General features: G+C 61.7%; 27 protein-coding genes and 1 pseudogene. 9 read left to right on the forward strand and 19 right to left on the reverse strand.

Annotated elements, in window-relative coordinates; all coding sequences use genetic code 11:
• Window positions 1–37 precede the first annotated feature (37 nt).
• From Q1W68_RS10120 to Q1W68_RS10150, 7 genes are all read left to right on the forward strand, one after another.
• Window positions 38–1303, forward strand: a complete 1266-nt coding sequence (locus Q1W68_RS10120) for an MFS transporter (RefSeq protein ID WP_300653883.1) — start codon at window positions 38–40, stop codon at window positions 1301–1303.
• 67 nt (window positions 1304–1370) lie between these two features.
• Window positions 1371–2339, forward strand: coding sequence for an IS5 family transposase (locus Q1W68_RS10125; protein WP_291084484.1), 969 nt, complete (start codon window positions 1371–1373; stop codon window positions 2337–2339).
• A 216-nt stretch (window positions 2340–2555) separates the two neighbouring features.
• Window positions 2556–4022, forward strand: coding sequence for an arginine-ornithine antiporter (arcD, locus tag Q1W68_RS10130; protein WP_300653880.1), 1467 nt, complete (start codon window positions 2556–2558; stop codon window positions 4020–4022).
• 5 nt (window positions 4023–4027) lie between these two features.
• Window positions 4028–5278: an arginine deiminase gene (locus tag Q1W68_RS10135; protein WP_300653878.1), complete on the forward strand. Its 1251-nt coding sequence runs from the start codon at window positions 4028–4030 to the stop codon at window positions 5276–5278.
• A 33-nt stretch (window positions 5279–5311) separates the two neighbouring features.
• A complete protein-coding gene (gene argF, locus Q1W68_RS10140) occupies window positions 5312–6310 on the forward strand; it encodes an ornithine carbamoyltransferase (RefSeq protein ID WP_300653875.1) in 999 nt (332 codons plus the stop codon).
• Between the two features lie 10 nt (window positions 6311–6320).
• Window positions 6321–7280 (forward strand): carbamate kinase, encoded by a 960-nt coding sequence (gene arcC / locus Q1W68_RS10145; protein WP_300653874.1) that lies wholly within the window; start codon window positions 6321–6323, stop codon window positions 7278–7280.
• 232 nt (window positions 7281–7512) lie between these two features.
• Window positions 7513–7797 (forward strand): CopK family periplasmic copper-binding protein, encoded by a 285-nt coding sequence (locus Q1W68_RS10150; protein WP_300653871.1) that lies wholly within the window; start codon window positions 7513–7515, stop codon window positions 7795–7797.
• 122 nt (window positions 7798–7919) lie between these two features.
• Here the strand turns inward: Q1W68_RS10150 and Q1W68_RS10155 are convergent.
• From Q1W68_RS10155 to Q1W68_RS10195, 9 genes and pseudogenes are all read right to left on the reverse strand, one after another.
• Window positions 7920–8059, reverse strand: a pseudogene (locus Q1W68_RS10155) (DUF2789 family protein); the annotation flags it as partial.
• A 20-nt stretch (window positions 8060–8079) separates the two neighbouring features.
• Entirely contained in the window at window positions 8080–9360 is a 1281-nt protein-coding gene (locus Q1W68_RS10160; RefSeq protein ID WP_300653870.1) for an MgtC/SapB family protein, read from the reverse strand.
• A 130-nt stretch (window positions 9361–9490) separates the two neighbouring features.
• Window positions 9491–10618: a cytochrome D1 domain-containing protein gene (locus Q1W68_RS10165; protein ID WP_300658342.1), complete on the reverse strand. Its 1128-nt coding sequence runs from the start codon at window positions 10616–10618 to the stop codon at window positions 9491–9493.
• The gene (locus tag Q1W68_RS10170) at window positions 10587–12917 is read right to left on the reverse strand and encodes a heavy metal translocating P-type ATPase (RefSeq protein ID WP_300653866.1); all 2331 of its coding nucleotides are present in this window, start codon (window positions 12915–12917) and stop codon (window positions 10587–10589) included. The genes Q1W68_RS10165 and Q1W68_RS10170 overlap by 32 nt, the downstream gene beginning before the upstream one ends.
• 10 nt (window positions 12918–12927) lie before the next feature.
• Complete coding sequence (locus tag Q1W68_RS10175; RefSeq protein ID WP_300653863.1) at window positions 12928–13176, reverse strand: DUF2933 domain-containing protein; 249 nt, start codon at window positions 13174–13176, stop codon at window positions 12928–12930.
• Between the two features lie 103 nt (window positions 13177–13279).
• Complete coding sequence (locus Q1W68_RS10180) at window positions 13280–13744, reverse strand: hypothetical protein (protein ID WP_300653860.1); 465 nt, start codon at window positions 13742–13744, stop codon at window positions 13280–13282.
• A 133-nt stretch (window positions 13745–13877) separates the two neighbouring features.
• Window positions 13878–14285, reverse strand: a complete 408-nt coding sequence (locus Q1W68_RS10185; RefSeq protein WP_300658340.1) for a hypothetical protein — start codon at window positions 14283–14285, stop codon at window positions 13878–13880.
• A 191-nt stretch (window positions 14286–14476) separates the two neighbouring features.
• Window positions 14477–15019, reverse strand: a complete 543-nt coding sequence (gene cueR / locus Q1W68_RS10190; protein ID WP_366146700.1) for a Cu(I)-responsive transcriptional regulator — start codon at window positions 15017–15019, stop codon at window positions 14477–14479.
• 100 nt (window positions 15020–15119) lie between these two features.
• Window positions 15120–15311 carry a heavy-metal-associated domain-containing protein gene (locus Q1W68_RS10195; protein ID WP_137922110.1) on the reverse strand — a complete coding sequence of 64 codons (192 nt, stop codon included), beginning with the start codon at window positions 15309–15311 and terminating at the stop codon, window positions 15120–15122.
• A 137-nt stretch (window positions 15312–15448) separates the two neighbouring features.
• On the opposite strand from Q1W68_RS10195, the gene Q1W68_RS10200 reads away from it, so the two are divergent.
• Window positions 15449–17644, forward strand: coding sequence for a heavy metal translocating P-type ATPase (locus tag Q1W68_RS10200; RefSeq protein ID WP_300716497.1), 2196 nt, complete (start codon window positions 15449–15451; stop codon window positions 17642–17644).
• A gap of 440 nt (window positions 17645–18084) precedes the next feature.
• Here the strand turns inward: Q1W68_RS10200 and Q1W68_RS10205 are convergent, their stop codons facing one another.
• From Q1W68_RS10205 to Q1W68_RS10245, 9 genes are all read right to left on the reverse strand, one after another.
• Window positions 18085–18738 carry a thioredoxin domain-containing protein gene (locus Q1W68_RS10205; RefSeq protein WP_300653854.1) on the reverse strand — a complete coding sequence of 218 codons (654 nt, stop codon included), beginning with the start codon at window positions 18736–18738 and terminating at the stop codon, window positions 18085–18087.
• 85 nt (window positions 18739–18823) lie between these two features.
• Window positions 18824–19147 carry a YnfA family protein gene (locus tag Q1W68_RS10210; RefSeq protein WP_137922107.1) on the reverse strand — a complete coding sequence of 108 codons (324 nt, stop codon included), beginning with the start codon at window positions 19145–19147 and terminating at the stop codon, window positions 18824–18826.
• 15 nt (window positions 19148–19162) lie between these two features.
• A complete protein-coding gene (locus Q1W68_RS10215; protein WP_300653850.1) occupies window positions 19163–19795 on the reverse strand; it encodes an SCO family protein in 633 nt (210 codons plus the stop codon).
• Window positions 19792–20448, reverse strand: a complete 657-nt coding sequence (locus tag Q1W68_RS10220; RefSeq protein WP_300653848.1) for a thioredoxin domain-containing protein — start codon at window positions 20446–20448, stop codon at window positions 19792–19794. The genes Q1W68_RS10215 and Q1W68_RS10220 overlap by 4 nt, the downstream gene beginning before the upstream one ends.
• Complete coding sequence (locus Q1W68_RS10225) at window positions 20445–20861, reverse strand: disulfide bond formation protein B (protein WP_159602441.1); 417 nt, start codon at window positions 20859–20861, stop codon at window positions 20445–20447. The genes Q1W68_RS10220 and Q1W68_RS10225 overlap by 4 nt, the downstream gene beginning before the upstream one ends.
• Window positions 20858–21382: a signal peptidase II gene (gene lspA / locus Q1W68_RS10230; RefSeq protein WP_300653846.1), complete on the reverse strand. Its 525-nt coding sequence runs from the start codon at window positions 21380–21382 to the stop codon at window positions 20858–20860. Before lspA ends, Q1W68_RS10225 begins: the two co-directional genes overlap by 4 nt.
• Window positions 21383–21477: 95 nt before the next feature.
• Complete coding sequence (locus Q1W68_RS10235) at window positions 21478–21852, reverse strand: hypothetical protein (protein ID WP_300653845.1); 375 nt, start codon at window positions 21850–21852, stop codon at window positions 21478–21480.
• A 26-nt stretch (window positions 21853–21878) separates the two neighbouring features.
• Window positions 21879–22250 carry a DUF3703 domain-containing protein gene (locus tag Q1W68_RS10240; protein ID WP_300653844.1) on the reverse strand — a complete coding sequence of 124 codons (372 nt, stop codon included), beginning with the start codon at window positions 22248–22250 and terminating at the stop codon, window positions 21879–21881.
• The gene (locus Q1W68_RS10245) at window positions 22234–22890 is read right to left on the reverse strand and encodes a cation transporter (RefSeq protein ID WP_300658128.1); all 657 of its coding nucleotides are present in this window, start codon (window positions 22888–22890) and stop codon (window positions 22234–22236) included. The genes Q1W68_RS10240 and Q1W68_RS10245 overlap by 17 nt, the downstream gene beginning before the upstream one ends.
• An 80-nt stretch (window positions 22891–22970) precedes the next feature.
• Here Q1W68_RS10245 and Q1W68_RS10250 point away from each other — a divergent pair, with 80 nt between their 5' ends.
• Window positions 22971–23393 carry a Cd(II)/Pb(II)-responsive transcriptional regulator gene (locus Q1W68_RS10250; protein WP_300651988.1) on the forward strand — a complete coding sequence of 141 codons (423 nt, stop codon included), beginning with the start codon at window positions 22971–22973 and terminating at the stop codon, window positions 23391–23393.
• 87 nt (window positions 23394–23480) lie between these two features.
• Here the strand turns inward: Q1W68_RS10250 and Q1W68_RS10255 are convergent.
• Window positions 23481–23674, reverse strand: a 194-nt coding sequence (locus Q1W68_RS10255) for a hypothetical protein (protein WP_300716505.1), incomplete at its 5' end; no start/stop codon positions are given.

The following is a 23674-nucleotide window of genomic DNA, read 5'->3' on the forward strand; positions in this document are numbered from 1 at the left end:
GCCAACGCGAGCAGCCGGACCAGGCGAGGCCACAGGAATGGCGCGCAGGACTGACGGACTGCGACCTGTTCAAGTGGCATGGCTGGCGGGCGCTGTCTTCAGTGTTTCGGCTGGATATGGAGCGCTGTTGCCGGTGCTGCCAGGTTGGCTGGCGACGCTGATGCCGGGGGTCGACGTCGTCGATGTCGGGCGCCACGTCGGCTTTCTCAGTGGTGTGTACGCAGCTGGGGTGCTGTTCGGAGCGCCTTTGTGGGGCGCCGTGTCAGATCGTCTGGGACGGCGGCGCGTCTTGATTGCGGGGTTGGTCGGTTACGTCACCAGTCTGTTGCTGTTGTTGGTCCCTGCCGCCACAGGGCTCTGGGGTCTCTATGCGCTGCGCGGTGCAACTGGATTTTTTGTCGCAGCGGTAATCCCTGTGGTCGCTGCCCTGGTGGCAGAACACACACCAAAGAGACTGCGCGCTCGGCGATTTGCGTGGTTGGGTGCCATGTCCTTGGTGGGATTCTTGTTTGGCCCGGCGTTGAGTGCGGTCGGCGTTTGGCTCGGACCGTGGGTTGCCGGCGCCCCGCTGTCACCCACGCTGTCGGCAAAGGTGGTGCTGCTGCTGTCTGCGTCACTCGGCGCCGTGATGATGCTCGGGCTGGCCCGCACCTTGCCCACTCTGCGTGGTGACGCTGTCGATGCCAAAGAGGATCTAGCCACTTCAACAGGTGTCGGAACTGATCAGGCATCAGCCTTGCCCTTGTATTGGTTGAGCGGGGTGGTGATGTTTGTACTGGCGGGCTTCGAGTTGGGCATCGTTTTGCAGGAACAGCATTCCTCCGAAGTGACATCTTCCCAGTCCGCGATCATGCTGGCTGAGTGCAGCTTGGTCATGCTGGGGGTCAATGCACTGCTCTTCATCACATCGCTGTTGGAGAAGATGCCTGCGCGAACGCTGATCGGAACAGGGCTTTTGCTGGCAACAGCAGGGCTGATCGTTTTGGCCACAGATCCAACCGACGCGTGGATGTACTTTGGCGTCAGCCTGACCTCCGCCGGGACCGGCCTGGTGCTGCCAGTCATCGCCTATCTGGCCGCTGCCACTTCGCCGCCCAGGTTGGGTGCCGTGATGGGCGGTCTTGCCGCAGCGTCCGGCCTCGGTCAGACGCTCGGCTCGGCGGCGGGCGGCGAGCTTTTCGGCGCATTGCAACACCTCACCTTCGCCTGGTTGGCCGCGCCCTTGATCGCAATGACAGGGCTCATGTTGGCGCGCCACCAATTGTGGTCTGGCATCGCCTCCACTGTCATTCATCCGCGCTAAGGATGGTGTTCAAAACCCCGTGCAGTCCCCGATGGTTTGAAGGGCCGAGCCGAGGAACAATTGCGTCATGAAGAAGCAAGCCGAACTGGGACTGAACCTGAGCACAAGGCGCACACGCAAGGCCGTGTTGCTGGACGAGATGGAGCTGGTGGTGCCGTGGCGCGAACTCATTGGCTTGATCGCGGCAGCCTCGCCAGTGGCCAGCACGGGGCGCCCGCCGTTCGCACACGAAACCATGCTGCGTATTCATTTTTTGCAGCAGTGGTTTGGCCTGTCGGACTTGGCCATGGAAGAGGCCTTGTTCGAGACGCCGCTGTATCGTGACTTCGCTGGTCTCTCGGGCACAGAGCGCATCCCCGACCGCGTGAGCATCCTGCGCTTTCGCCACCTGCTCGAAGAGCACCAGCTCAGCCTGCAGATATTGGCCACCGTCAACAGCACGCTGGCAGCCAAAGGGTTGTTGCTCAAGAACGGCACGGCCATCGATGCCACGCTCATTGCCGCACCCAGCTCGACCAAGAACAGCGGCGGCGAGCGTGATCCCGAGATGCACCAGACCAAAAAGGGCAACCAATGGCACTTTGGAATGAAAGCGCATATCGGCGTAGACGCCGATTCGGGCCTGGTGCACACGGTGGTGGGCACGGCGGCCAATGTCAATGACGTGACGCAGGCCAGCGCGCTGGTGCACGGTGAAGAGAGCGATGTGTTTGCTGACGCGGGCTACCAAGGCGTGGCCAAGCGCGAAGAAGCGCAAGGCATCGAGGCCAACTGGCATGTGGCCATGCGCCCGGGCAAACGCAAAGCGCTGGACAAGGCCACGCCGATGGGGCGCGTGCTGGATGAGCTGGAGCATGTGAAGGCCAGCATCCGGGCCAAGGTGGAGCACCCGTTTCGAGTGATCAAGCGCCAGTTCGGGCATGTGAAGGTGCGCTACCGCGGGCTGATGAAGAACACGGCGCAACTGCACACGCTGTTCGCACTCTCCAACTTGTGGATGGCGCGGCACCGGCTTTTGCAGAGGGCGCAGGGATGAGTGCGCCTGCAGCGCGCCCAAGGGCCAGGATGAGGCCTCGAAAGGCCGAGAAATCGACCTCTGCAGTGTTGAAATCGATCGAAACGAGCACGGTAATTTCATGTCGCGAGATTCATGCGCTCAACGGCCTTCTCTGCGCCGGTTTTGAACACCATCCCTAATTGCCTTCCCACACTGGAAGTACGTCCCTTTTGACAACACCCACTGGAGAAATTCATGGCCTACACGAAGACTTTAGACACAGAAAGTTCTGTGCCTGCTGAGGCAGGCAACGCGCACCAAAGGAAGCTGCCACTCAGTTTGCTGGTGGCCTTGGTGGTCGGATCCATACTGGGCAGCGGCATCTTTGGGCTGCCGCAGAACATGGCCGCCGGTGCCGGGGCAGGTGCGGTTCTCATTGGTTGGTTGATCACTGGTGTCGGAATGCTGGCGTTGGCGCTCGTGTACCAGTCACTCGCTCTGCGAAAGCCTGACCTCAACAACGGCGTCTATGCCTACGCCCGGGCAACAGCCGGCGAGTACGTTGGCTTCAACGCCGCCTGGGGTTACTGGGTCAGCGCCTGGATAGGCAATGTGGGCTACTTGGTAGCCGCATTCGGCGCGCTAGGCTACTTCTTTCCGGTCTTTGGTGACGGCAACACGATTGCAGCAGTCGCTGGTGCGTCTGTGGTTCTCTGGGTCGTACATGCGATGGTGCTGCGCGGCATCCAGGGTGCGGTGATGCTCAATGCCGTGGTCACGCTGGCCAAGGTTGTTCCGCTCTTGCTTTTCATCGTGCTGGTCGCTCTGGCCTTTCAGGTGCAGACCTTCACGTTCGATTTCTGGGGTTCCACAGCCCTGGGACCGCTGCTGGACCAGGTGCGCAGCACCATGCTGGTGACCGTGTGGGTCTTCATCGGCATTGAAGGTGCCAGCGTTTACTCGGCCCGCGCGCGGCGTCGCGAGGATGTGGGCCGTGCCACCGTGATCGGGTTCGCCATCACATTGGCGCTGCTGATGAGCGTGTCGTTGCTGTCGCTGGGTGTGCTGCAGCAACCGCAACTCGCGCAGCTGAAGAACCCCTCAATGGCCGGTGTACTGGAAAGTGCGGTCGGCACCTGGGGCGCGGTGTTGATCTACATCGGCTTGATCGTGTCGGTGGGGGGTGGCTTTCTCGCCTGGATGCTGCTGGCGGCTGAGTCGCTGTTCACGCCTGCTGGAGGTGGCGTGATGCCTGAGTGGCTGGGGCGCCAGAACCGCCAAGGTGTGCCCGCCCACGCGCTGTGGCTGACCAACGGCATGGTGCAGTTGTTCCTGATCGTGACGCTGTTTTCCAAGGCCTCATACCTTGCACTAATCTCGTTGTCCACGGCGATGATCCTGCTGCCCTACCTGTTCAGCGCAATATACGGATTGTTGCTTTCATTGCGTGGCGAGGGCGCTTCCGGTACACGGCGCACGGCGGACTTGCCCGTGGCGGGATTGGCAACGGTGTATTGCCTGTGGCTGCTGTACGCAGCTGGTCCGAAGTACCTGCTGCTCGGCTCATTGCTCTATGCCCCAGGCGCGGCGGTGTATCTGTGGGCCCGCAAGCAACGTGCCGAGCGTGCATTCAAGACCTATGAAGTCGCAATTCTGATTGCGATGCTGTTGATGGCGGCAGTGGCGGCCTATTTGTTGTCCACGGGCGGGCTCAGCCTGTGAACGCCATGAACAACCTTACCCAAAGTCCCAAGCATGATGTGGCGTTTGGCGTGCATTCAGAAGTGGGGCGTCTGCGCAAAGTGATGGTGTGCCGTCCCGGTCTGGCGCAAATGCGATTGACGCCTGGCAACTGCCGAGAGCTGTTGTTCGACGACGTGCTCTGGGTTACCCAGGCGAAAAATGATCACTACTCTTTCGTCAACGCGATGGTCGAACGGGGCGTTGAGGTGCTGGAAATGCACGAGCTACTGGAAACTGTCGTGGCCAACACCACTGCGCGCGACTGGATACTCGATCGCAAGCTCACCGCCAACTTCTTCGATCAGGACGATGTGTGGGCACTGCGCAAATGGCTCGAGTCACTGCCTGCAGCGCAACTGGCCGAACGCCTGATTGGTGGTGTGGTGCGCGGCGAGTTGCCATTTGAGCCCACGGGCCTGACAGCGCGCTGCGCTTCACCAGCTGACTTTCTGCTGCAACCCCTGCCCAACACACTGTTCACGCGCGACACAAGTTGCTGGATCGGCGACGGCGTGGTGTTGAGTCCGATGTTTTGGCCAGCACGTCGTCAGGAAACCCTGCTGGCCACCGCGATCTACCGATTCCATCCGGACTTTGCAGGTCAGGTTGTCGAGTGGTGGGGCGACCCCGATGTGGATCACGGCCTGGCTTCGTTGGAAGGTGGTGACGTCATGCCACTGGGTGGCGGCGTTGTGCTCGTGGGCATGGGCGAGCGCACTTCCCCGCAGGCGGTAAGTCAACTCGCTCGTGTGCTGTTCGCCCGCGGTGCTGCGACCCGTGTGCTTGCCGCGCAGATGCCCAAGTCACGCGGTGCCATGCATCTGGACACCGTGTTCACCTTTTGCGATGTCGACCTCGTCACGATCTTCCCGGAGGTCGTGAACGAGATTCGAACCTACAGTCTGTGGCCAGGCGAGAGAGAGGGTTCGCTTGAAGTGCGGCCCGAGGGTCTGCCTTTTATTGAAGTCGTGGCTCAAGCCTTGGGTTTGCCGCGCCTGCGCACCGTGTTGACCGGAGGTGACGCCTACGAGGCCGAGCGGGAGCAGTGGGATGACGGGAACAACTTGCTCGCCCTCGCCCCGGGTGTCGTGATGGCCTACAACCGCAACACCTATACCAACACGCTGCTGCGCAAGTCGGGCATCGAGGTCATCACGATCCCCAGCGGTGAACTCGGTCGCGGTCGCGGCGGGAGCCATTGCATGTCGTGCCCGATCTCGCGTGACGCCCCCTGATCCACCGCACAGCCACCCAAGAAGACCGACACCATGAGTTTCAACCTTCGCAACCGCAGCCTGCTGGACCTGAAGGATTTTGTGCCGCGAGACATTCGCTTCCTGCTTGATCTGGCCAACGAACTGAAACGTTCCAAGTATGCGGGCAACGAGCATCCGCGGTTGAAGGGCAAAAACATCGCGCTGGTTTTCGAGAAGGCTTCGACACGGACACGGTGCGCATTCGAAGTGGCGGTGCACGACCAAGGGGGGCACGTCACTTACATAGATCCCGTGAGCTCGCAGTTGGGCCACAAGGAGTCGCTCAAGGACACGGCGCGTGTGCTGGGTCGGCTCTACGACGGCATCGAGTACCGCGGCTTTCACCAGAGTGTGGTCGAGGAGTTGGCGCGCTTTTCGCATGTGCCGGTGTGGAACGGACTTACCGATGAAGCGCATCCGACCCAGATCCTCGCCGATCTGTTGACGATGGAGGAGTTTGGTGAAAGGCCCTTGCACGAGCTTTCGTTCTGCTACCTCGGCGACGCACGCTTCAACATGGGCTGCTCGCTGCTGATTGGTGGCACACAGATGGGCATGGATGTGCGTATCGCAGCGCCGGCTGGCCTCCAGCCGCCCGCCGAACTGGTGGAAGAGATGCGCACACTGGCGCAGACCACAGGAGCACGCATCAGCATCGAGATCGACCCCCTGAAAGCAGTCGTTGGAGCTGATTTCATCTATACCGACGTGTGGGTCTCTATGGGCGAGCCGGACGACGTGTGGAAACAGCGCATCGACCAGCTCCTGCCCTACCAGGTGAATAAAGCGCTGATGCAAGCAACCGGCAAGGCGCGCACCCGCTTCATGCATTGCCTACCCGCCTTTCACAATCTGGACACCGAGGTAGGGCGCCATGTACACGAACGATTTGGACTGAGCGAGATCGAGGTCACCGACGAGGTGTTCGAGTCCGACGCGTCCATCGTCTTCACGCAGGCCGAGAACCGCATGCACACGATCAAGGCCGTGCTGGTGGCCACGCTGGCATGAGGGCATCCACATGAGACTGGTCATTGCCCTGGGCGGCAACGCGCTGTTGCGCCGTGGTCAGGCGCTGAGTGCAGACAACCAACTCGACAACGTGCGCATCGCCGCGGCACAGCTGGCGCGTGTGGCGCTGAAACATGAAGTTGTTCTCACCCATGGAAATGGTCCGCAGGTCGGTTTGCTGGCCCTTCAATCGGCGGCATACACCGCAGTACAAGGCTATCCACTGGACGTACTGGGTGCTCAGACCGACGGCATGATCGGATATCTGCTCGAACAGGAGTTGAGCAATTTACTTCCGCCCAGCAAGGTGGTTGTGACGCTGTTGACCCGCGTGGAAGTGGATCTTGCGGACCCGGCTTTTGCAAAGCCGAGCAAGCCGATCGGTCCGATCTATCGCAGCGAGGAGGCTGAAAGGATCGGTGCTGAGAAAGGCTGGGTCATGGCAGCTGACGGTGCGGGGTTCCGGCGTGTTGTCGCTTCGCCGCACCCACAGCGGGTGCTGGGACTGGATCCCATTCGCTGGATGCTGGCCCATCAGGCGCTGGTGATCGCAGCTGGTGGTGGTGGCATCCCTGTAGCGGTGGGTGATGACGGGCGCAGCCGGCACGGTGTCGAGGCCGTCATCGACAAAGACCTGTGCAGCGGCCTGCTGGCCCGCGAGCTGAAATCGGATTGCCTGATCATTGCCACTGACGTGGATGCTGTTTATCTTGATTGGGGACTACCCGGGCAACGCGCCCTGCGACTGGTGTCCCCGGTTGAACTGGCGCGCCATGCGTTCCCTCCTGGCTCGATGGGACCCAAAGTGGAGGCGGCATCCCGTTTTGCCACGGACACCGGCAACCGGGCTTTGATCGGTTCGCTCGAAAACATCGAGGCGATGCTGGAAGGTCGAGCTGGAACCGAGGTTCGGCGTGATGTGGCCGCCCCGCTCGACAGTTCTTCGCACGGTTTCCACTTGGTCGGGTAAGGCAAACGTTTCCTTGTGAGCTGCGTAAGCGCACTGACTCGTTTTATGCCGACGTCGCCGCCGGTTCAGGAGGGAGGGCAGTCGGGTTGCGGCAGTCCATCCTGACTTTGCGCTGACCGAGATGTAATGCATTCGCAAGCTGCCGGTCATGGGTGCCTTACTACATTGGAGTCGTACGCTGTACCGCATTGATTCATTCGAACAATGTGACTTGTTCTTACAGGAGACATCCATGATTCGCAAACTCAGTATCCTCGTCCTCTCCATGGCCGCACTGGCCCCGGCCTTCGCAATGGACTCCGCCAGGTCCGAGGCAAAGCAGGTCATCGCACTGCAGAACGGTGAGACGCTGTACGTCTTCAAGGACGGTCTGATGGCAAAGGAAAGCAAGTACGGAAACGTGATCCACCTCAGCAAGGGTGAAGTCGTCCAGACCGCCGACGGCAAAAGCATCACGACGATGGGCAACGAAGTTGCCCGTCTGTATGTCTTGCTGAACAAGGGTCACGGGAACTGAGCGTTGGCTACGCTTTAAAAGGACAGAGTCCGTATCCAACCGGACCGCATCGACCCTCTCTCCTTTGCTGGCGAGAGGGTGTGTAGTTCGGGACAGAGTGAACTGCGCAAGTTGCGCAGTCGTCACCATTTCAGGATCGCATCGCCACGCAGTGCGATATTGACCTGAACAACGACTTCGGCCCAGTCCGCATCTTTCTGGATCTCTTCGCGCTGCAGAGCTGGTAGAGCTGGCGTCCAGAAAGGGCATCGGCAAGCAACACAAGGTGTGGCTGATCAAGCCTCACGAAAGCATCAAACTCGTGGCCAACACGATCGCTCCAAACGCCACTGCGGCAAGATAGCCAAAGAACACGGGCTTACCGAACTGCGAACCACCCGTCGTCCACGCGATGCCGACCTTGGCCACCATGTTCGCCAACGTTGCGAGGCCGAGCGCCACGACGGTGGCGAATGTTGACAACCCACCTGCGCCATGCAACCGAGCAAGCGAGATCAAGATCGCATCTACATCGGCCAGGCCAGAAACCGCCGACAGTACGTAAAGACCGCTGGTATCCAGCCACTGTTTGGCTGCGGGCACCAAGACACTGATGACAGCGAGAAGCGCACCAAAGCCAAGAGCAGTCCCGAGATCAAAGGGCGCCATCGCGTCGACAGCACCCTCCTTCACAGATGTATCGGCCTTCTTGCGCCACCGCCAGAGTGACACACCCAGCAGTACCACGCCCGTGACCACCAGGCTGCTGCCTAAGGTGGATAGCAGCGACGGCTGTATCGCAGCCAGCAGAACGACCATGCGAAAGAACATGACGCCACACGCGGCCAGTGAGCCGGCTGCTGCCGCATCGGCCAGGTGTGGCTGCTGGCGTGCGTATCGAGCCAAGGCCAATGTGGTGGCCGTGGAAGAGGCAAGCCCACCCAGAATCCCGGTCCACAGGACGCCCCTTTGTGCGCCGGTGATCCGCATCGCGAAGTGGCCGGTCATCGACAGGCCTGCGATCAGGATGACCGCCCACCACAGCTGGTACGGATTGAGTGCGGCGTAGGGCCCCAGACCCGCATTTGGGAGGTAAGGCAGGATGACCATGGACAACACCAGCAACTGAAGTGAAGCCGTCAACTCGCGATGATCAATCACGCGCAGCCAACCGTGCAAGGTTGGCTTGAGGTCCAGAAGCACTGCGCCAACCACTGCTGCCGACAAAGCCAATGTGATATTGCCGTGTGCCGCAAAGGCACCCAGACCCAGTGTCAACAGCATCGCCACGGGTGTTGTGGCGCTGAGATCGCCAGACACTCGGGCATGACGAACGTAGGACACCGTCAGCAGCAGGGAGAGTCCGAGCAGCGCACCCAGCAAAGGCCAGGCGCCGAAATCAGGCTGCAAATGCCCGAGCACACCGCCGAACAATCCTGTCAGCGCGAACGTGCGCAAGCCTGCAACACGCCCCCCCTCCGGCAGCTCGCGTTCGTGCCAGCCGCGTTCCAGGCCGATCACCAGACCGACAGCAAGCGCTGCGATAAGACCCTCGGCGCCAGATGGCAGTTCGTAGTCGCTCATCGGTCCTCTCCGTTGAAGGCCTGCGCAGCGGCCTGCAGCATCTTGCGAACGCACCAGTCGGCGTAAAAGTGACCAAAGAGCCTTCCCACCCGTGCCGGATAGGCACAGGCGGAGGAGCACCCTCGATGCGTCAAGGCGTGATGCTGATGCCGTTGGGGGACTTGCCCACTGGGACGGTCTTCGTGACCCTGCGTTCTGTCACGTCAAGCACGGAGACCGAATTGGCGTAGATGTTCGTCACATACGCAAACCGACCGTCGCGATCGACGACCACGCCATGGGCACCGGCGCCGGTCACGACTATCTTGGCGACTTTGAAACTCTGCAGGTCAATCAGGCTGACGGTCTTGCCAGGCTTCTTGCGCGTGCCCTGGTTGGCCACCAGCAACGTGCGCGAATCGGGGGTGGCATACAGCTGGATGGGCCCTGCTCCGACTCTGATCTTGCGAACCACCTTGCGTGTGGCAGGGTCGATCATGGCGACGGCGTTTTCCTGCGACAGCGAAACAAAGGCAAAACGACCATCTGGCGTGAAGCCGGTCTGAGCTGGTCCTTTGCCAGCGGGCACTTTCGCCACCTCCTTCTGGCTGGTGGTGTCGATGACCGACACCGAGCCACCCTTGAGATTGGCGACGTACACCTCCTTGCCGTCCGGGCTGGTTCGAAGGCCGTGGGGAAACTGGCCGACTGAAATGGTCGCCACAAGACTCCGCGACGATGTGTCGATCACACTGACCGTGTTGTCGCCGCCGTTGGTGACGTAGGCAAAGCGGCCATCTGGCGACACCACCACATGGGCCGGGTGCATCCCCACGGGCACCTGCGCTACGACTGCGTTGGTGCTGGTGTCAATGACCCAGACAGCCCCGGGCTGTGCCATCGCCTCGTGGGCGCCTTGGGCCATGCCCTTGTGCACGGAAGCGTCGGTAGTCGGGCCAGGCTCGCCATTGTTGGTTACCCACGCGAATTTGCCGTCCGGTGATACCTGCACGTTGTGCGGCATCTTGCCCACGCGCACGCTCGCCAGCGTCTTGAACGATGTCGTGTCAATCACGCTGACCGTGTCTGCGCCCTCATTGGCCACATACACCTTGTCGGCGGAGAAGCTGGCCCCAGACCAAGCCAGCAGGCCCACCTGCACCGCAGTCAAAAGCCAGTTGTTCTTTCTTGTCATCGCGAACCATCCTTGCTGAGAAAAATCAGGTGAAATCCGCCGAACTTCGTTGTCATGTTTTGTCGCGCCGCAAACGCAGCGCATTGCCAATCACCGACACCGAGCTCAAGCTCATGGCCAGCGCGGCAATCAACGGCGACAGCAGCCAGCCCGTCATTGGATACAGCACGCCGGCCGCAATCGGAATGCCCAGCGCGTTGTACAAAAAGGCAAACACCAGGTTTTGCTTCATGTTGCCCACGGTTGCTTCGGACAGCGCGCGCGCAATCGCAATCCCGCGCAGATCGCCCTTGACCAAAGTGATCTGCGCACTGTTCATCGCCACGTCAGTCCCGGTACCCATGGCCACACCCACATCGGCCTTGGCCAGTGCCGGTGCATCGTTGATGCCGTCACCTGCCATGGCCACCACGCGACCTTCCTTTTGTAGTCTCTCCACCAGAAGCAGCTTGTCGGCCGGCTTGACCTCGCCGTGCACCTCGTCGATGCCCAAGCGGGCTGCAACAGCCTTGGCCGTGGTCAGTCCGTCACCGGTCGCCATCACGATGCGCAGACCGGATGCCTTGAGGGTGGCCAAGGCCTCCGGCGTGCTGGCTTTGACCGGATCGGACACCGCCAACAGGCCCATCAGCTGTCCATCAACAGCCAGATACATCACGCTGGCACCTTCTGCGCGTAAGGCCTCGGCCTGCGGCACCAGAGCGCCAACCGATACACCGATCTGCTCCATCAGCGTGGTGTTGCCCAGGGCCAGCTGACGTCCGGCCACCTGCCCACGCACGCCAATGCCCGAGCCGGATTCGAAATTCTCGGGCTTTTCCAACGACTTGCCGCGCTCGCGGGCGGCGCGCACGATGGTCTCAGCCAGTGGGTGTTCGCTGCCTTGGTCCAGGCTGGCGGCCAGGCGCAACACCTCATCGGCATCAAAACCGGGCGCGGGAACGGCGCGCTCAAACGTCGGGCGGCCTTCTGTGAGCGTCCCGGTCTTGTCGATGATGAGGGTGTCGATCTTGCGCATGTTCTCGATGGCCGCTGCGTCCCGGAACAACACGCCGTGTGTGGCGCCGCGACCGGTGGCGACCATGATGGACATGGGTGTGGCCAGGCCCAACGCGCAAGGACAGGCAATGATCAGCACGGCCACCGCGTTGATCAGGCCGAACACCCAACTTGGCTCGGGACCGAACAGACCCCAGCCGAAGAAGGTCAACAAGGCAATGCCCACCACAGCGAGGACGAAGTAACCCGCCACCACATCGGCCATGCGCTGCATCGGCGCTTTGGAACGCTGGGCCTGGGCCACCATCTGCACGATCTGCGACAGCATGGTGGACGCGCCGACGCGCTCAGATCGCATCACCAGCGCGCCGCTGGTATTGAGCGTAGCGCCGATCACTTTGTCGCCCACGCGTTTGGTGACGGGCATCGGCTCGCCCGTGAGCATGGATTCATCGATTGAGCTGCCGCCCTCCGTCACCTCGCCGTCCACCGGTACTTTTTCGCCTGGGCGCACACGCAGCAAGTCGCCTACATGCACATGGGTCAGTGGCACATCCTCTTCGGTGCCGTCTTCCCGAATGCGCCGGGCGGTTTTTGGCGCCAGACGAAGCAGCGACTTGATGGCCGCCGAGGTCTGAGAACGGGCCTTGAGTTCGAGCACCTGCCCCAGCAGCGTCAGTGAGATGATCACGGCGGCGGCTTCAAAGTAAACGGCGACGCGGCCCATGGAGATGAACGAGTCCGGGAACACCTGCGGCGTGATCGTGGCAACCACGCTGTAGAGAAAAGCTGCACCCGTGCCTAGGCCAATCAAGGTCCACATGTTGGGACTGCGGTTCACAACGGACTGCCAGCCGCGCGAAAAGAAGGGCCAACCCGCCCACAGAACAATCGGGACCGACAGCACCAGTTCGATCCAGGTCTGGGTCGTGGATTCAAACCACTGCAGCCGATGACCAAACATGGCCAAGACCGTGACCACCACGGTCAGCGGAAGCGTCCACCAGAAGCGGCGCTGGAAATCGCGCAACTCGGGGTTGTCATCGTCGTCGAGGTCAGGCAGCAAGGGCTCGAGCGTCATGCCGCACTTGGGACAGTTGCCCGGATGGTCCTGGCGAATCTCAGGGTGCATCGGACAGGTGTAGATCGCGCCGGCCACCGCTGAAGTGGTCTCTGCGGGTGGCTCGGGCGCGAGGTATTGAAGCGGGTTCGCAGCGAACTTGCCTTGGCACTTGGCACTGCAGAAATAGAAGGTGCGGCCCTCGTGGGTCAACATGTGACCAGACTGCGCAGTGACGGTCATGCCACACACGGGGTCCTTCAGGTCCTTTGGTGAGGCCGATTCGGACAGCGCACTGCTGCCGTGATGTTGGTGTGCATTCATGTTGATCCGCCTATTTCCTGTCGTTGTGGGTACGCCCGGAGTCCTGCGAATGGCTGACGTGCCCCCCGTGGCCGCCCCTGTGCATCAAGTGCATCAGCGGACAAGCGAGCAGCAGCAGATAGGGCCAGTAACCCAGGACATGACCCCAGTGTTCTCGCAGCAGATAAAAACCGGCGATCAAGGCGGCCGTTGCCAGCGCCATGCCTGCCGGGCGGCGCCAGAACGATGGCGCGGGGGAGTCGTTGTTGGAAGGGTTCATTGCATCGCTCCGACAGGGTTGCCTGCGAAAGATGTGTAAGAAGTTGCCGCTCCGTGCGATCGATGTGCAGTTCCATCACCCCTGGATGAGCGGTGATGGCTTGTCACTTGCTGACGGGCGCGGTGGCTGCACCCGGCATGCGCTGCATCATCATTTCCATCATGGTCTGCATCATGTCCATGCGCATCTCCATCATCTGATGGTGCTTGCCCATGTCCACGGGCATCTCCTTCATGCCGGACATCCCTGGCATGCCTTCCTTGCCATGCATGCCGCCCATTCCCTTCATGCCTTTCATCATCGCCATGCCTTCTTGCATGGTTTTCATGTGCTCGTTCATCAGTGCCTGCCGTTCGGCTGAGGTCTTGGCATTCATCATCTTGTCGCGCATGGCCTGCATGTCCTTCATGCCGTTTGGCATGGCAGAAGATGCCGCAGCGGCTTGATGGGCGTTGTGTTCGTCGGCTTTGGCTGCCGACATTGCGCCGGTTCCCGGTGCGCTTGGGTTTGCGCATGCCGTCAGCAAGAACGCGGCAGAGATCGCGACGATGGTGTGGAGAGTTTTCATGGTGGTGTTCTGTGAATGAATAGGAGAGCCGCCTCATGCGGCGACAAAGTGGCGGAAGCCAACAACGGGACGGGGGGCCATCTGGCCAGACCAGAGTGCGGAGGCACTCTTCGCAATGGACTGCGATGCCGGCCTACAACGACAACCGATGCGGGCGGGCTGCGGTGGGCAAAGTCAGATGCACGGGTCTGGTGGCCTGTACCCGGTCCCGTGTGGCGATGGCCGAGGTCGTGGACGACCCCCATACCTGGTGCAGCACGCCCACCAACTCTGGACTGACATTGGCGATGGGCTGATCCACCTTGGTGATGGCCAGCGAGGTTTCATCGCAAAACTTCAAGCATCCGGTATCGCCGGAGTTGGTTTGTTCGCCGTGATGGGGTTGGGCGACGGGTACGTCCTGTGGCATCGCCGTGAACGAAGATTGACTGCCTTCGTTCGGTTCGTTCAGAAGGCACGCATTGGCCACCCCTGCGCCCAACGCGAACAACCACACCGCCAGGATCATCCAGGTGGCATGGCGCAGCGAGCGGCGATACATGTGCATATCAGTCAGGTGAGCAGTGGCAACGATCCAAGGCTAACCCTGGGCGCGTGAACAGCCTTGATGCAGATCAAGAAAGCAGGTCAAGGCACGATCTCAAGTCGAAACAGTGTGCAACTGGGTTTTACGGCGGTCGGTTCGTCACCGAACACACCGGGTCACGGCCATGGCATTGACAGCTTGCCCTCTCAGTGAGCGTCATGGTGAACGTGCACGCCCCGCATCCAGGCCATGAGGTCGATGGGGCTGGATGTGCGCGCACTGGTGGCCTCTGACTGAGCACGGGACTTCTTGAGCTGCGGCTTTTGCTGAGGCTGGTGCTGGGTCAGGGTGCCGCGCGACAGCTTGTCCAGAATCGCGCAATGAGGCTGTTCGTTGCCGTGGCAGGCCTTCACCAAGGCCGAAAGCCCGTCCATCATTTGCTCGATTTCACGCCGCTTTTCTTCCAGGTCCGCCAGGTGTCGCTGCGCCACGGCCTTCACCTCGCGGCTCGTGCGCTGTGAATCGCTCCACAGGCCGAGGAGCTCGGCGATCTGGGCCACCGAAAACCCCAGATGGCGCGACTGCCGGACGAATCGAAATACCGAGACTTCACGATCACCATACAGACGGTAGCCCGCATCGCTGCGCTCTGCCTCAGGCAGCAGGCCGATCTGTTCATAGTGGCGAATCATCTTGGCGGAGACGCCTGCGGCGGCAGCCGCCTCGCCAATGTTCATCAGAGTGGTCATAGTGCGATCCGGGGTTTGAATGACTCCAACGGTCGAAGGATGTAGCTTGTCATGGTGGGAAGGTCAAGACCCTCACCGGGAGAGCCCTGAGGAGCGGGGTTCAAAGGGTTGGATAGCCAGCGTCAGCCAGCGCTTCGACCAAAACATCGCGGTCTTCACCGCTTTTCACGGTGATCAAACGCCGCGGCAGATCGACCTGTATCTCGCATGCTGGATCAACCAGTTTCAGGGTGACGTTCACCTTGGAAGCGCAGTGGCCGCAGGTCATGTCGGGGAGGTGGAATTCGTGCATGGATGACTCCTTGGAGGGTTGAGGGAACCCGCACTCTGGGCATTGCCACGGTGGCAAGGTCAAGTTGCATCGGCCGTTGCGCTTGCCACCGTGGCAAGGCCAAAGATCCGCTCCACCCTCAACTTTTGGAGTGCCTCATGAACACCGCCACCTTGTCGCTCATCGAGCATCAGTTTCCCATCGAAGGCATGACCTGCGCCTCTTGCGTGGGTCGCGTCGAGAAGGCCTTGAAGGCCGTTGCTGGCGTACAGGAAGTCAGCGTCAATCTGGCCACCGAACGTGCCACCGTGAACGCAGCTGCTTCTACACTGCCCGCCAGCCTGGTGGCTGCGGTGCACAAGGCAGGCTACAGCGTGGGCAAGGAACCCAGCGTGGATCAGGGGGCACAGCCCACAAGAGGCAAAGGCGAGCCCTGGTGGCCTGTCGCGCTCGCCGCTTTGCTGTCGTTGCCCTTGGTGCTGCCCATGTTCGCCATGCTGTTCGGCTCTGACTGGACGATCAATGGCTGGCTGCAGCTCGCGCTGGCCACGCCCGTTCAGTTCTGGCTGGGCGCGCGCTTCTACCGCGCGGGCTGGAAGGCCGTGCGTGCCGGCGCTGGCAACATGGACCTGTTGGTGGCCCTAGGCACCAGCGCCGGATATGGCCTGAGCGTGTATCTGCTGTTCAAACACGCCGAACACGGCATGCCGCACCTGTACTTTGAAGCATCGGCAGTGATCATCACGCTGGTGCTGCTGGGTAAATGGCTGGAGTCGCGCGCCAAACGCCAGACCACGGCCGCCATCGCCGCCCTCAACGCGCTCAAGCCCGAGTTGGCGCGCGTGCGCATGGCCTATGGCGATGTCGACGTCGCCATCGCGCAGGTGAAGGTGGGGGACACCGTGGTGATTCGCCCGGGCGAACGGATCCCGGTAGATGGTGTCGTCATCACAGGATCCAGCCAGGTGGACGAGTCGCTGATCACGGGCGAAAGTCTTCCCGTGGCCAAACACGCGGGCGACAAGGTCACCGGCGGCGCTGTCAACGCCGAGGGACTGCTGCTGGTGGAGACCACGGCGGTGGGTGCCGAGTCCACGCTCTCGCGCATCGTGCGCATGGTCGAATCGGCGCAGGCGAAGAAAGCCCCGATCCAGCGCATCGTGGACAGCGTGAGCGCCGTCTTTGTACCGGTGGTGCTGCTGATCGCCGCGTTCACCCTGTTGGGCTGGGGCCTGGCCACCGGCAACTGGGAGCAGGCCATTCTGAACGCGGTGGCGGTGCTGGTGATTGCCTGTCCGTGTGCGCTGGGCCTGGCCACGCCCACCGCCATCATGGCCGGTACCGGGGTGGCGGCTCGCCAGGGCATCCTGATCAAGGATGCCGAAGCCCTGGAAATCGCGCACCGCATCGACACCGTCGCGTTCGACAAGACGGGAACGCTCACCGAAGGCAAGCCGACGCTCGTCGCAGCGTTGGCGGCTCCTGGTTTCGACGAAGAGTTGCTGTCCTGGAGTGCCGCGATCCAGGCGGGCAGCGAACACCCGCTGGCACGCGCCGTGATGAACGCCGCTGAACAGGCCAGCATTGCGCTGCTCTCAGCCGCCAAGGTGAGCGCCGTGCCGGGACGCGGCATGTCGGCCGAGGTGCAGGGTCGTGCATTGCGCCTGGGCAGTCCGCGGTACATGCAGGAACTGGGCGTGGACACTTCGGCACTCGCCGAGCCCGCGCGCCAGCTTGAAAGCGATGGACGCACGGTCTCATGGCTTGCCGATGTGACGGAGGGACCTGCGCTGGTGGGCATGCTGGCCTTTGGCGATGCGCCCAAAGCCAGCGCCATCACCGCCATTCGGAGCCTGCAGGCTTTGGGAATTCGCACCGTGATGGTCACCGGCGACAACCAGGGCAGCGCGATGGCCGTCGGGAGTGCTCTGGGCATTGACCAGATCGAAGCACAGGTGTTGCCGGCAGACAAGGCAGCCATCGTGAACCAGCTCAAGGAAGGGGGCCGCTCGGTGGCGATGGTGGGCGACGGCATCAATGATGCGCCAGCCCTGGCTTCGGCCGACGTGGGCATTGCCATGTCCACCGGTACCGACGTGGCCATGCACGCCGCCGGGATCACCCTGATGCGGGGCGACCCCGCGCTGGTGGCCGACGCGATCGACATCTCGCGCCGCACCTACCGCAAGATCCGCCAGAACCTGTTCTGGGCCTTCGCCTACAACGTGATCGGCATCCCGCTGGCGGTGGCAGGTTTGCTGAACCCAGTGGTGGCCGGTGCGGCCATGGCGTTGAGCAGCGTGAGCGTGGTGAGCAATGCGCTGCTGCTACGGAGTTGGAAGCGCAGAAGTTGAAGGCGCTGGTGCGTGCGCGAACTGGGTGCGGCTAAAAGAGCAAACGCGCCCGACCTCAATTTCAGTTTCTCGAAGCTCAGCATTCGCCATGATTTTCATCGTGAGTGAGACGCGCGAGGATGAGTTTGGGATGCAATATTGGCCTGCAGCCCTCCACTGACTGGTGTTCGGATAGCACCGGCCAACGGTACAAAAACTGACGGACTGCTTTGAGGCTGTGCCTCCATTTCGTAACTCACCCCCAAAGTGACTGCAACCGTCTTGAGGAGACGGACACGCAGAAGTTACAAGCGTATTGGACTGGCAAAGGACCTCAGCGAAGTTGATCCCCGAGCACTGCAAACGCGCGCTGTCCAATGCGTCGCCCTGCGCGAGAAATCGCCTTCAAGTGCTGCGCCCTCGCACCAAAGGCACGAGGCGATCGCTTATGCTCACGGCGACTACCGAAGGCGCTCCACCTCTCTCTTGACCAGCTCGAAGATCTGATCCGGATCGGTCGAAGACAGCGGCTTACCGTTGACGAAGAAGGTCGGGGTGGCTCGAACCCCGATCGCCTTCAGATCCACGACGTCTTGCGCCAGCAAGGCATCCACCGAACCAGAGGCGATGTACTGGCGTGCCTGCTCCACGTCCAGGCCGACCGATTGCGCAATGGCCCACGCTCGCAAGGAGGCGTTCGTGCGTTGACCCGTCCACGCCCGCTGCCCGTCCAGCAAGGCGTCAAGCACAGGTTCAAATTTCCGCTGTGCACGCGCTGCTTCAAGAATCCTCACCGCTTCCACAGACGCCTCCCTATGAAACGGCGTGTACCGAATCACCAAGCGCGTCTCACGCGGAAACGCCGCCAGGATCTGTTTCACGCGAGGATGGAAGGCCTTGCACGCCTCACAGGCGGGATCGAAGAACTCGACGATGGTGACCGGCGCATCCTCGGCACCAATGATCGGCGAGTGCGGTCGCACCATCGCGCCGGCCTGCTCTGAAGCCTGCAACGCCGCAACCTGCAGCGTATGTCGCTGATAAAGAAAGACGGCGGCAGCAAACACCGCGAGGACGGCCAGCGCCGAGAGGAAAACAATGTGGCGGCGGGTCATGCAGTGGCACCCAACGCGTTTGATACCGACGCTCGGTGAGAGACAGACGCGTTGGCTTCTTTCATGGTCAGCAGGCCCTCTGGTTTCATGCTCGGGGTTGGTACGCAATGATCGCCATGCCCGCCAGCGTGACCGCCACGCCCACCCCATCCCAGATCGACGGGCGAACGCCATCGACCGACCAGAGCCATGCCAGCGCAACCGCCACATAGACCCCGCCGTAGGCCGCGTAGACCCGCCCCGAGGGCGCGGCGTGGAGGGTCAGCAGCCAGGCGAAGGTGGCCAGGCTCACGGCCGCTGCGGGTAACAACAGCCAGCCCGACCCCTGACCGCGCAGCCACAACAACGGCAAGTAGCAACCCACGATCTCGGCGATGGCGGTGGCCAGGTAGAGCAGCAGCGTTTTCATACCGTCAACGGGTGGTCAGACGTCCATGGATTTCAGCAGGGCCAGGATGTCTTCGGCGATCACGGCGGGCTCGGTCCCATAGCTTGAGAACAGGCGCACGGCTCCGTTGGTGTCGAACACGTACTTACCCGCCGAATGGTCCATCGTGTACGAGGTGGGTGTCGAGCCCTCGGCTTTTCGGTAGTAGATTTTGAAGCTGTCAGCGACGGCCTTGAGCTCGGTCGGTTCAGGGCGCAGCGCCAGAAAGCTCGGGTCGAAGTTGGTCATGTACTCCTTGAGCAAGGGCAACGTATCGCGCTCCGGGTCCACTGTGATGAAGAGCACCTGCAACTGCTTGCCTTGATCGCCCATGAGGCGTTTTACCTCGGCCAGGGTGGTCATGGAGGTGGGGCACACATCGGGGCACTGCGTGAAGCCGAAAAACACCACCACCGCCTTGCTACGGAAATCGGCCATGGTTCGCACCTGCCCGGTGTGGTCGGTGAGCTTGAGGTCCTGTGCAAAAGCAGCGCCTGTGATGTCCGTGCTCTTGAAAGTGGGCGCCTGAGGCGAACAGCCCGCCAGAAAACCACCTGCGGCGAGCCACGAAGCGCTCAACGCCAACACCTTGCGTCGGTTGAAAGGAGGTGCGGGAGCCATCTCTCTCATTTTTTCACCTTTGCCACTTCTTCGGCCACCAGTGCGGCAAGCTGATCGGGCCCGAAACTGGGCAGGCTGCGGCCGTTGACGAAGAAGGTGGGCGTCTTGGTGACTTGCAGCGCGGTAAGGTCTTCTATGTCCTGCTGCAGGACGGCCTGCATACCGGGTTTTTCCATGTCCTGCCGCGCCTTGACGAGGTCCAGCCCGGCCCGCTCGGCTACCTTGAATGCGGTCTCGATGCTGGGTTGACCGTGGTCGGCCCAGGCGGGCTGCGCGGCCAACAACGATTCCAGCACCGGCTGGTACTTGGCCTGGCTCTTGGCCGACTCCAGCAGCTTGACCACTACGTCTGAACCTTGGTGAAACGGCGCGTATCGGATCACGAGCCGTACGTCGTCGGGGTACTGGGCCATCAGGTTCTTGACGATGGGATAGAACGCGCGGCAGGTCTCGCAGGCGGGGTCAAAAAACTCGACGATGGTGACCGGCGCGTTCTGCGGGCCGAACACCGGCGAGTGCATGCGTACCAAGCGCGTCTGCTCGGCCTTGACCTGAACGTCTTGCGCGGTCTGCACCCGCGATTGGTAGGCGTTCATGCCCAGGTAGAAGAACAAGGCAACGATAGCCACCAGACCGATGACGGTGAATTTTTTGGCGTTCATGAACGGGACTTTCTCAAATAGACAAAAAGCAGGAAGGCGATGGCGATGAAGGCCAGGAGAGACAACCAGGGAATCTGGATGCCGTTCAGGATCTCTAGGCTCTGTTCGCTGCACGAAGGCCCGGCGCCGCAGGGCACCCACCACTGGGGCACCCACCCTGCGATCAGCGCGGTGTGGTAGCCCGCGATGGCGGCACCACCCAAGGCCAGCGGCAACGCGTACACCGCACCGCGGCGGTCTTCGGCGAACGCGGCCATGCCTAGGATGATGGCCAACGGGAACATGAAGATGCGCTGATACCAGCAGAGCAGACAGGGCGTCATGCCCATGACTTCACCGATGAAAAGGGCACCGAGAGTGGACACCAAAGCGAACGCCCAGGCGCCCATGATCCAAATCCAGCCACGCCTCATGAAGGAAGCTCCTCAGAGACTTTGCGGGTCGGTTGGCGCGGTGGCGCTTTCAATGAAGCAAGGCACCAGGTCAGCGCGGCGCAGACGATGAAGACATCGGCGAGATTGAAGGCCGGCCAATGGATGTTGCGCCAGTGAAAGTCGAGGAAATCCACCACAGCGCCGATCTGGACGCGGTCCACGAGGTTGCCGCCACCACCGCCGGCCACAAAGGCGCCCAGCCAGCGGTCCAGCGGTTCGGCTTGCCGCGCGAGGCACATCACTGAAACGAAGCCCACCACCAGCACCGAAACGCCGATGAAAAACCAGCGTTGCCAGCCACCGGCATCCGCCAAAAACGAGAATGCCGCACCTGCGTTGAGCACATGCACGAAGTTGAACCAGTCGGTGACCCGAACCGCTTCACCCAGTTCGAGGATGGTGGAGAAATACGACTTGGTGGATTGATCCAGCAAGAGAAGGATGGCCACGGCGGCGAGCCATGTCCACCTGGGATTTCGCTGGGTCCAGCGAGCGGTCATGAGAGAGTCCTTCCAAAACGATCCGAGGTCAGCCTCCGTCTGAGACGGCGGCCGCTTGAAGCCTGGGGATCGGGGAAGTTGTGTCTGTCAGCGCATCAGGCGACATCGTTCCACCCCGAACCTGTCGGGGTGGACCATTGGGGACGATACGGTTGCTCATGCCAGGAAGGCAAGCGGCGTTCGGCGAGGTGTTCGACCTGTTCAGCGCCCGCAGAGATGGCCATGGACGCGGTGGTCGCAGTGACAGCGGCGGCGCAGTTAGCGTGGCAGGTTCCGCAATCTAGATCAAAGCCGCTGTCGCCAACGACCCCGTCTTCAACGCCCTCCACCGCCTGCCCATGGCTGGACTGATGGTGCGTGGCTTGCGGCCCCTGAGTGGCCGAAACGTGGCCGCAGCACGCCGCAGCCGCTGCAGCAGAAAATTGCAGCGGCAGCAGCGTGAGCATCAACAAGATCAGAAAAGCGCGCATGCGACGAATTTTAAGCGGCAGCCATCTCAATGGCCGCGTGCACGGGCTATCAGCTCAGCCAGCTCGGGACGCACAGGCAAGGGATCAAAGGCACTCACGGTGGACCGGCCCGGGTTGCCCAGCGGTAGGCGCCCGCTCAGGTGGCCCAGCGGTACCAGCGCCAGCCGCATCACCTGTCCTACTGCCTCGGACCAGTCGCGGGTGCGCAAGGCCAAGTTCAACATCTGTGCGTGGGTCTGCAGGTGCGGCTTGACGTGCAGCTGCCCCACGACATGGGCCGCCTCCAGGTACAGCCAGGCCTGCTCCGAGGAGGCTGCGGTTTTTGCGCTCTGGATCAGCTGGGCATGGGCGGCGCCATCAAATCGGCGATTGCCCGGTGGTTCAGTGGACGTGGCCATGGTGGTCTTCCTTTGCACTGTCTGCGCCCAGTTCCCCCCGCGCCTGCCGCATCACTGTCCAACCACCGTGCAGCGCCAGCGCCGCCATCAGGCTGGCCACCAACAGGTCGGGCCAGGCCGAGCCCGTGCCGAACACGCCGAGCGCGGCCATGAACACCGCGACGTTACCGATGGCGTCGTTGCGAGAGCACAGCCACACGCTGCGCATGTTGGCATCGCCTTCGCGAAACGCGTAGAGCATCCAGGCCACGGCCACGTTGGCCACCAACGCCATCAGCGCCACCACGCCCATGGTCATGGCCTGTGGCACCTCGCCGTGCCACATCGACCACACCGCTGCCCCCAGCACATACAGCCCAAAGCCCATCATGCTCACCGCCTTGAGGATGGCTGCGCGCGCGCGCCAGGCCAGCGCCGAGGCCAGCACCGCAAGCGACACTGCGTAGTTCATCGCGTCTCCAGCGAAATCGACCGCGTCAGCCAACAGCGAAAGTGAACCTGCCTGAAATCCGGCGCCGATCTCGACCAGGAACATGACAGCGTTGATGATCAGGGCGATCCAAAGGATCTTGCGGTAGCGGCCCAGGTTGACGATGGCATCAACCTTGGGGGTTTCGTGGTCACAGCAATGGGCTGACATGGTTTTTCCTTTCGATGCCTGTATTGGAAACCCTGGAGCCGCTACAGTGTCAATCACTTGTTTGAACTAAGGGCTTCAACATGCAGATCAAGGACCTTTCCCGCGCCACTGGCGTGGATGTGGAAACCATCCGCTACTACGAGAAGCAGTGCCTGCTGCCCAAGCCGGCGCGGCGAGACAACGGTTACCGAGACTACGCTGCGCAGCATCTGGAGCGTCTGTCCTTTATCCGGCACTGCCGGGCGTTGGACATGCCGCTGGCCGATGTGAACCGTTTGCTGGGTTTTGTAGATGCGCCACTGGCTGATTGCAGCGACGTGGACATGCTGGTGGATGAACAGCTGGCGCGGGTGCGCGCACGGCTCAAGAGCATGCGGGCGCTGGAGAAACAGTTGCTGCAGTTGCGGGCGCGCTGCTCGGGCTCGCACGAAGGGCACTGCGGCATTCTGGACGAGCTGGTGTCTGCCGCGCATGGCGAGGCGTGCGCCTGCCATTCAGGATAAAGCCACGTCAAGGATCGGTAAGAACTGAAAACCAGTCATTGCCTTCGGAATCCTGAACGGCTGCATCGTGCTGGATTCTCATTGCCCCTAATTTCTTCTGCGAACTTCCGCAACCAGTCTCTTGCGGACGGCGAAGCGGATGTTGGAAGACGTTTGACCAGCGATGCGAAGCAGGCGCTCGATGATATTTGCCCCAACTCGGGTTTCGCCGATTGCCTCGGCGGCAGCACAGGGGTACCTTATCGCCTCATGGACCTCAGAGAAGTTGATCCCCGAGAACT

It is taken from the genome of Hydrogenophaga sp., assembly GCF_030158645.1.
GTDB lineage: Bacteria > Pseudomonadota > Gammaproteobacteria > Burkholderiales > Burkholderiaceae_C > Hydrogenophaga.

Excerpts from the sequence above, each read along its gene's own strand:
- Q1W68_RS10120 (WP_300653883.1), top strand. The coding sequence starts at position 38 with ATGGCGCGCAGGACTGACGGACTGCGACCTGTTCAAGTGGCATGGCTG.
- Q1W68_RS10125 (WP_291084484.1), top strand. The coding sequence starts at position 1,371 with ATGAAGAAGCAAGCCGAACTGGGACTGAACCTGAGCACAAGGCGCACA.
- arcD (WP_300653880.1), top strand. The coding sequence starts at position 2,556 with ATGGCCTACACGAAGACTTTAGACACAGAAAGTTCTGTGCCTGCTGAG.
- Q1W68_RS10135 (WP_300653878.1), top strand. The coding sequence starts at position 4,028 with ATGAACAACCTTACCCAAAGTCCCAAGCATGATGTGGCGTTTGGCGTG.
- argF (WP_300653875.1), top strand. The coding sequence starts at position 5,312 with ATGAGTTTCAACCTTCGCAACCGCAGCCTGCTGGACCTGAAGGATTTT.
- arcC (WP_300653874.1), top strand. The coding sequence starts at position 6,321 with ATGAGACTGGTCATTGCCCTGGGCGGCAACGCGCTGTTGCGCCGTGGT.
- Q1W68_RS10150 (WP_300653871.1), top strand. The coding sequence starts at position 7,513 with ATGATTCGCAAACTCAGTATCCTCGTCCTCTCCATGGCCGCACTGGCC.
- Q1W68_RS10160 (WP_300653870.1), bottom strand. The coding sequence starts at position 9,360 with ATGAGCGACTACGAACTGCCATCTGGCGCCGAGGGTCTTATCGCAGCG.
- Q1W68_RS10165 (WP_300658342.1), bottom strand. The coding sequence starts at position 10,618 with ATGCGCTGCGTTTGCGGCGCGACAAAACATGACAACGAAGTTCGGCGG.
- Q1W68_RS10170 (WP_300653866.1), bottom strand. The coding sequence starts at position 12,917 with ATGAATGCACACCAACATCACGGCAGCAGTGCGCTGTCCGAATCGGCC.
- Q1W68_RS10175 (WP_300653863.1), bottom strand. The coding sequence starts at position 13,176 with ATGAACCCTTCCAACAACGACTCCCCCGCGCCATCGTTCTGGCGCCGC.
- Q1W68_RS10180 (WP_300653860.1), bottom strand. The coding sequence starts at position 13,744 with ATGAAAACTCTCCACACCATCGTCGCGATCTCTGCCGCGTTCTTGCTG.
- Q1W68_RS10185 (WP_300658340.1), bottom strand. The coding sequence starts at position 14,285 with ATGTATCGCCGCTCGCTGCGCCATGCCACCTGGATGATCCTGGCGGTG.
- cueR (WP_366146700.1), bottom strand. The coding sequence starts at position 15,019 with ATGACCACTCTGATGAACATTGGCGAGGCGGCTGCCGCCGCAGGCGTC.
- Q1W68_RS10195 (WP_137922110.1), bottom strand. The coding sequence starts at position 15,311 with ATGCACGAATTCCACCTCCCCGACATGACCTGCGGCCACTGCGCTTCC.
- Q1W68_RS10200 (WP_300716497.1), top strand. The coding sequence starts at position 15,449 with ATGAACACCGCCACCTTGTCGCTCATCGAGCATCAGTTTCCCATCGAA.
- Q1W68_RS10205 (WP_300653854.1), bottom strand. The coding sequence starts at position 18,738 with ATGACCCGCCGCCACATTGTTTTCCTCTCGGCGCTGGCCGTCCTCGCG.
- Q1W68_RS10210 (WP_137922107.1), bottom strand. The coding sequence starts at position 19,147 with ATGAAAACGCTGCTGCTCTACCTGGCCACCGCCATCGCCGAGATCGTG.
- Q1W68_RS10215 (WP_300653850.1), bottom strand. The coding sequence starts at position 19,795 with ATGAGAGAGATGGCTCCCGCACCTCCTTTCAACCGACGCAAGGTGTTG.
- Q1W68_RS10220 (WP_300653848.1), bottom strand. The coding sequence starts at position 20,448 with ATGAACGCCAAAAAATTCACCGTCATCGGTCTGGTGGCTATCGTTGCC.
- Q1W68_RS10225 (WP_159602441.1), bottom strand. The coding sequence starts at position 20,861 with ATGAGGCGTGGCTGGATTTGGATCATGGGCGCCTGGGCGTTCGCTTTG.
- lspA (WP_300653846.1), bottom strand. The coding sequence starts at position 21,382 with ATGACCGCTCGCTGGACCCAGCGAAATCCCAGGTGGACATGGCTCGCC.
- Q1W68_RS10235 (WP_300653845.1), bottom strand. The coding sequence starts at position 21,852 with ATGCGCGCTTTTCTGATCTTGTTGATGCTCACGCTGCTGCCGCTGCAA.
- Q1W68_RS10240 (WP_300653844.1), bottom strand. The coding sequence starts at position 22,250 with ATGGCCACGTCCACTGAACCACCGGGCAATCGCCGATTTGATGGCGCC.
- Q1W68_RS10245 (WP_300658128.1), bottom strand. The coding sequence starts at position 22,890 with ATGTCAGCCCATTGCTGTGACCACGAAACCCCCAAGGTTGATGCCATC.
- Q1W68_RS10250 (WP_300651988.1), top strand. The coding sequence starts at position 22,971 with ATGCAGATCAAGGACCTTTCCCGCGCCACTGGCGTGGATGTGGAAACC.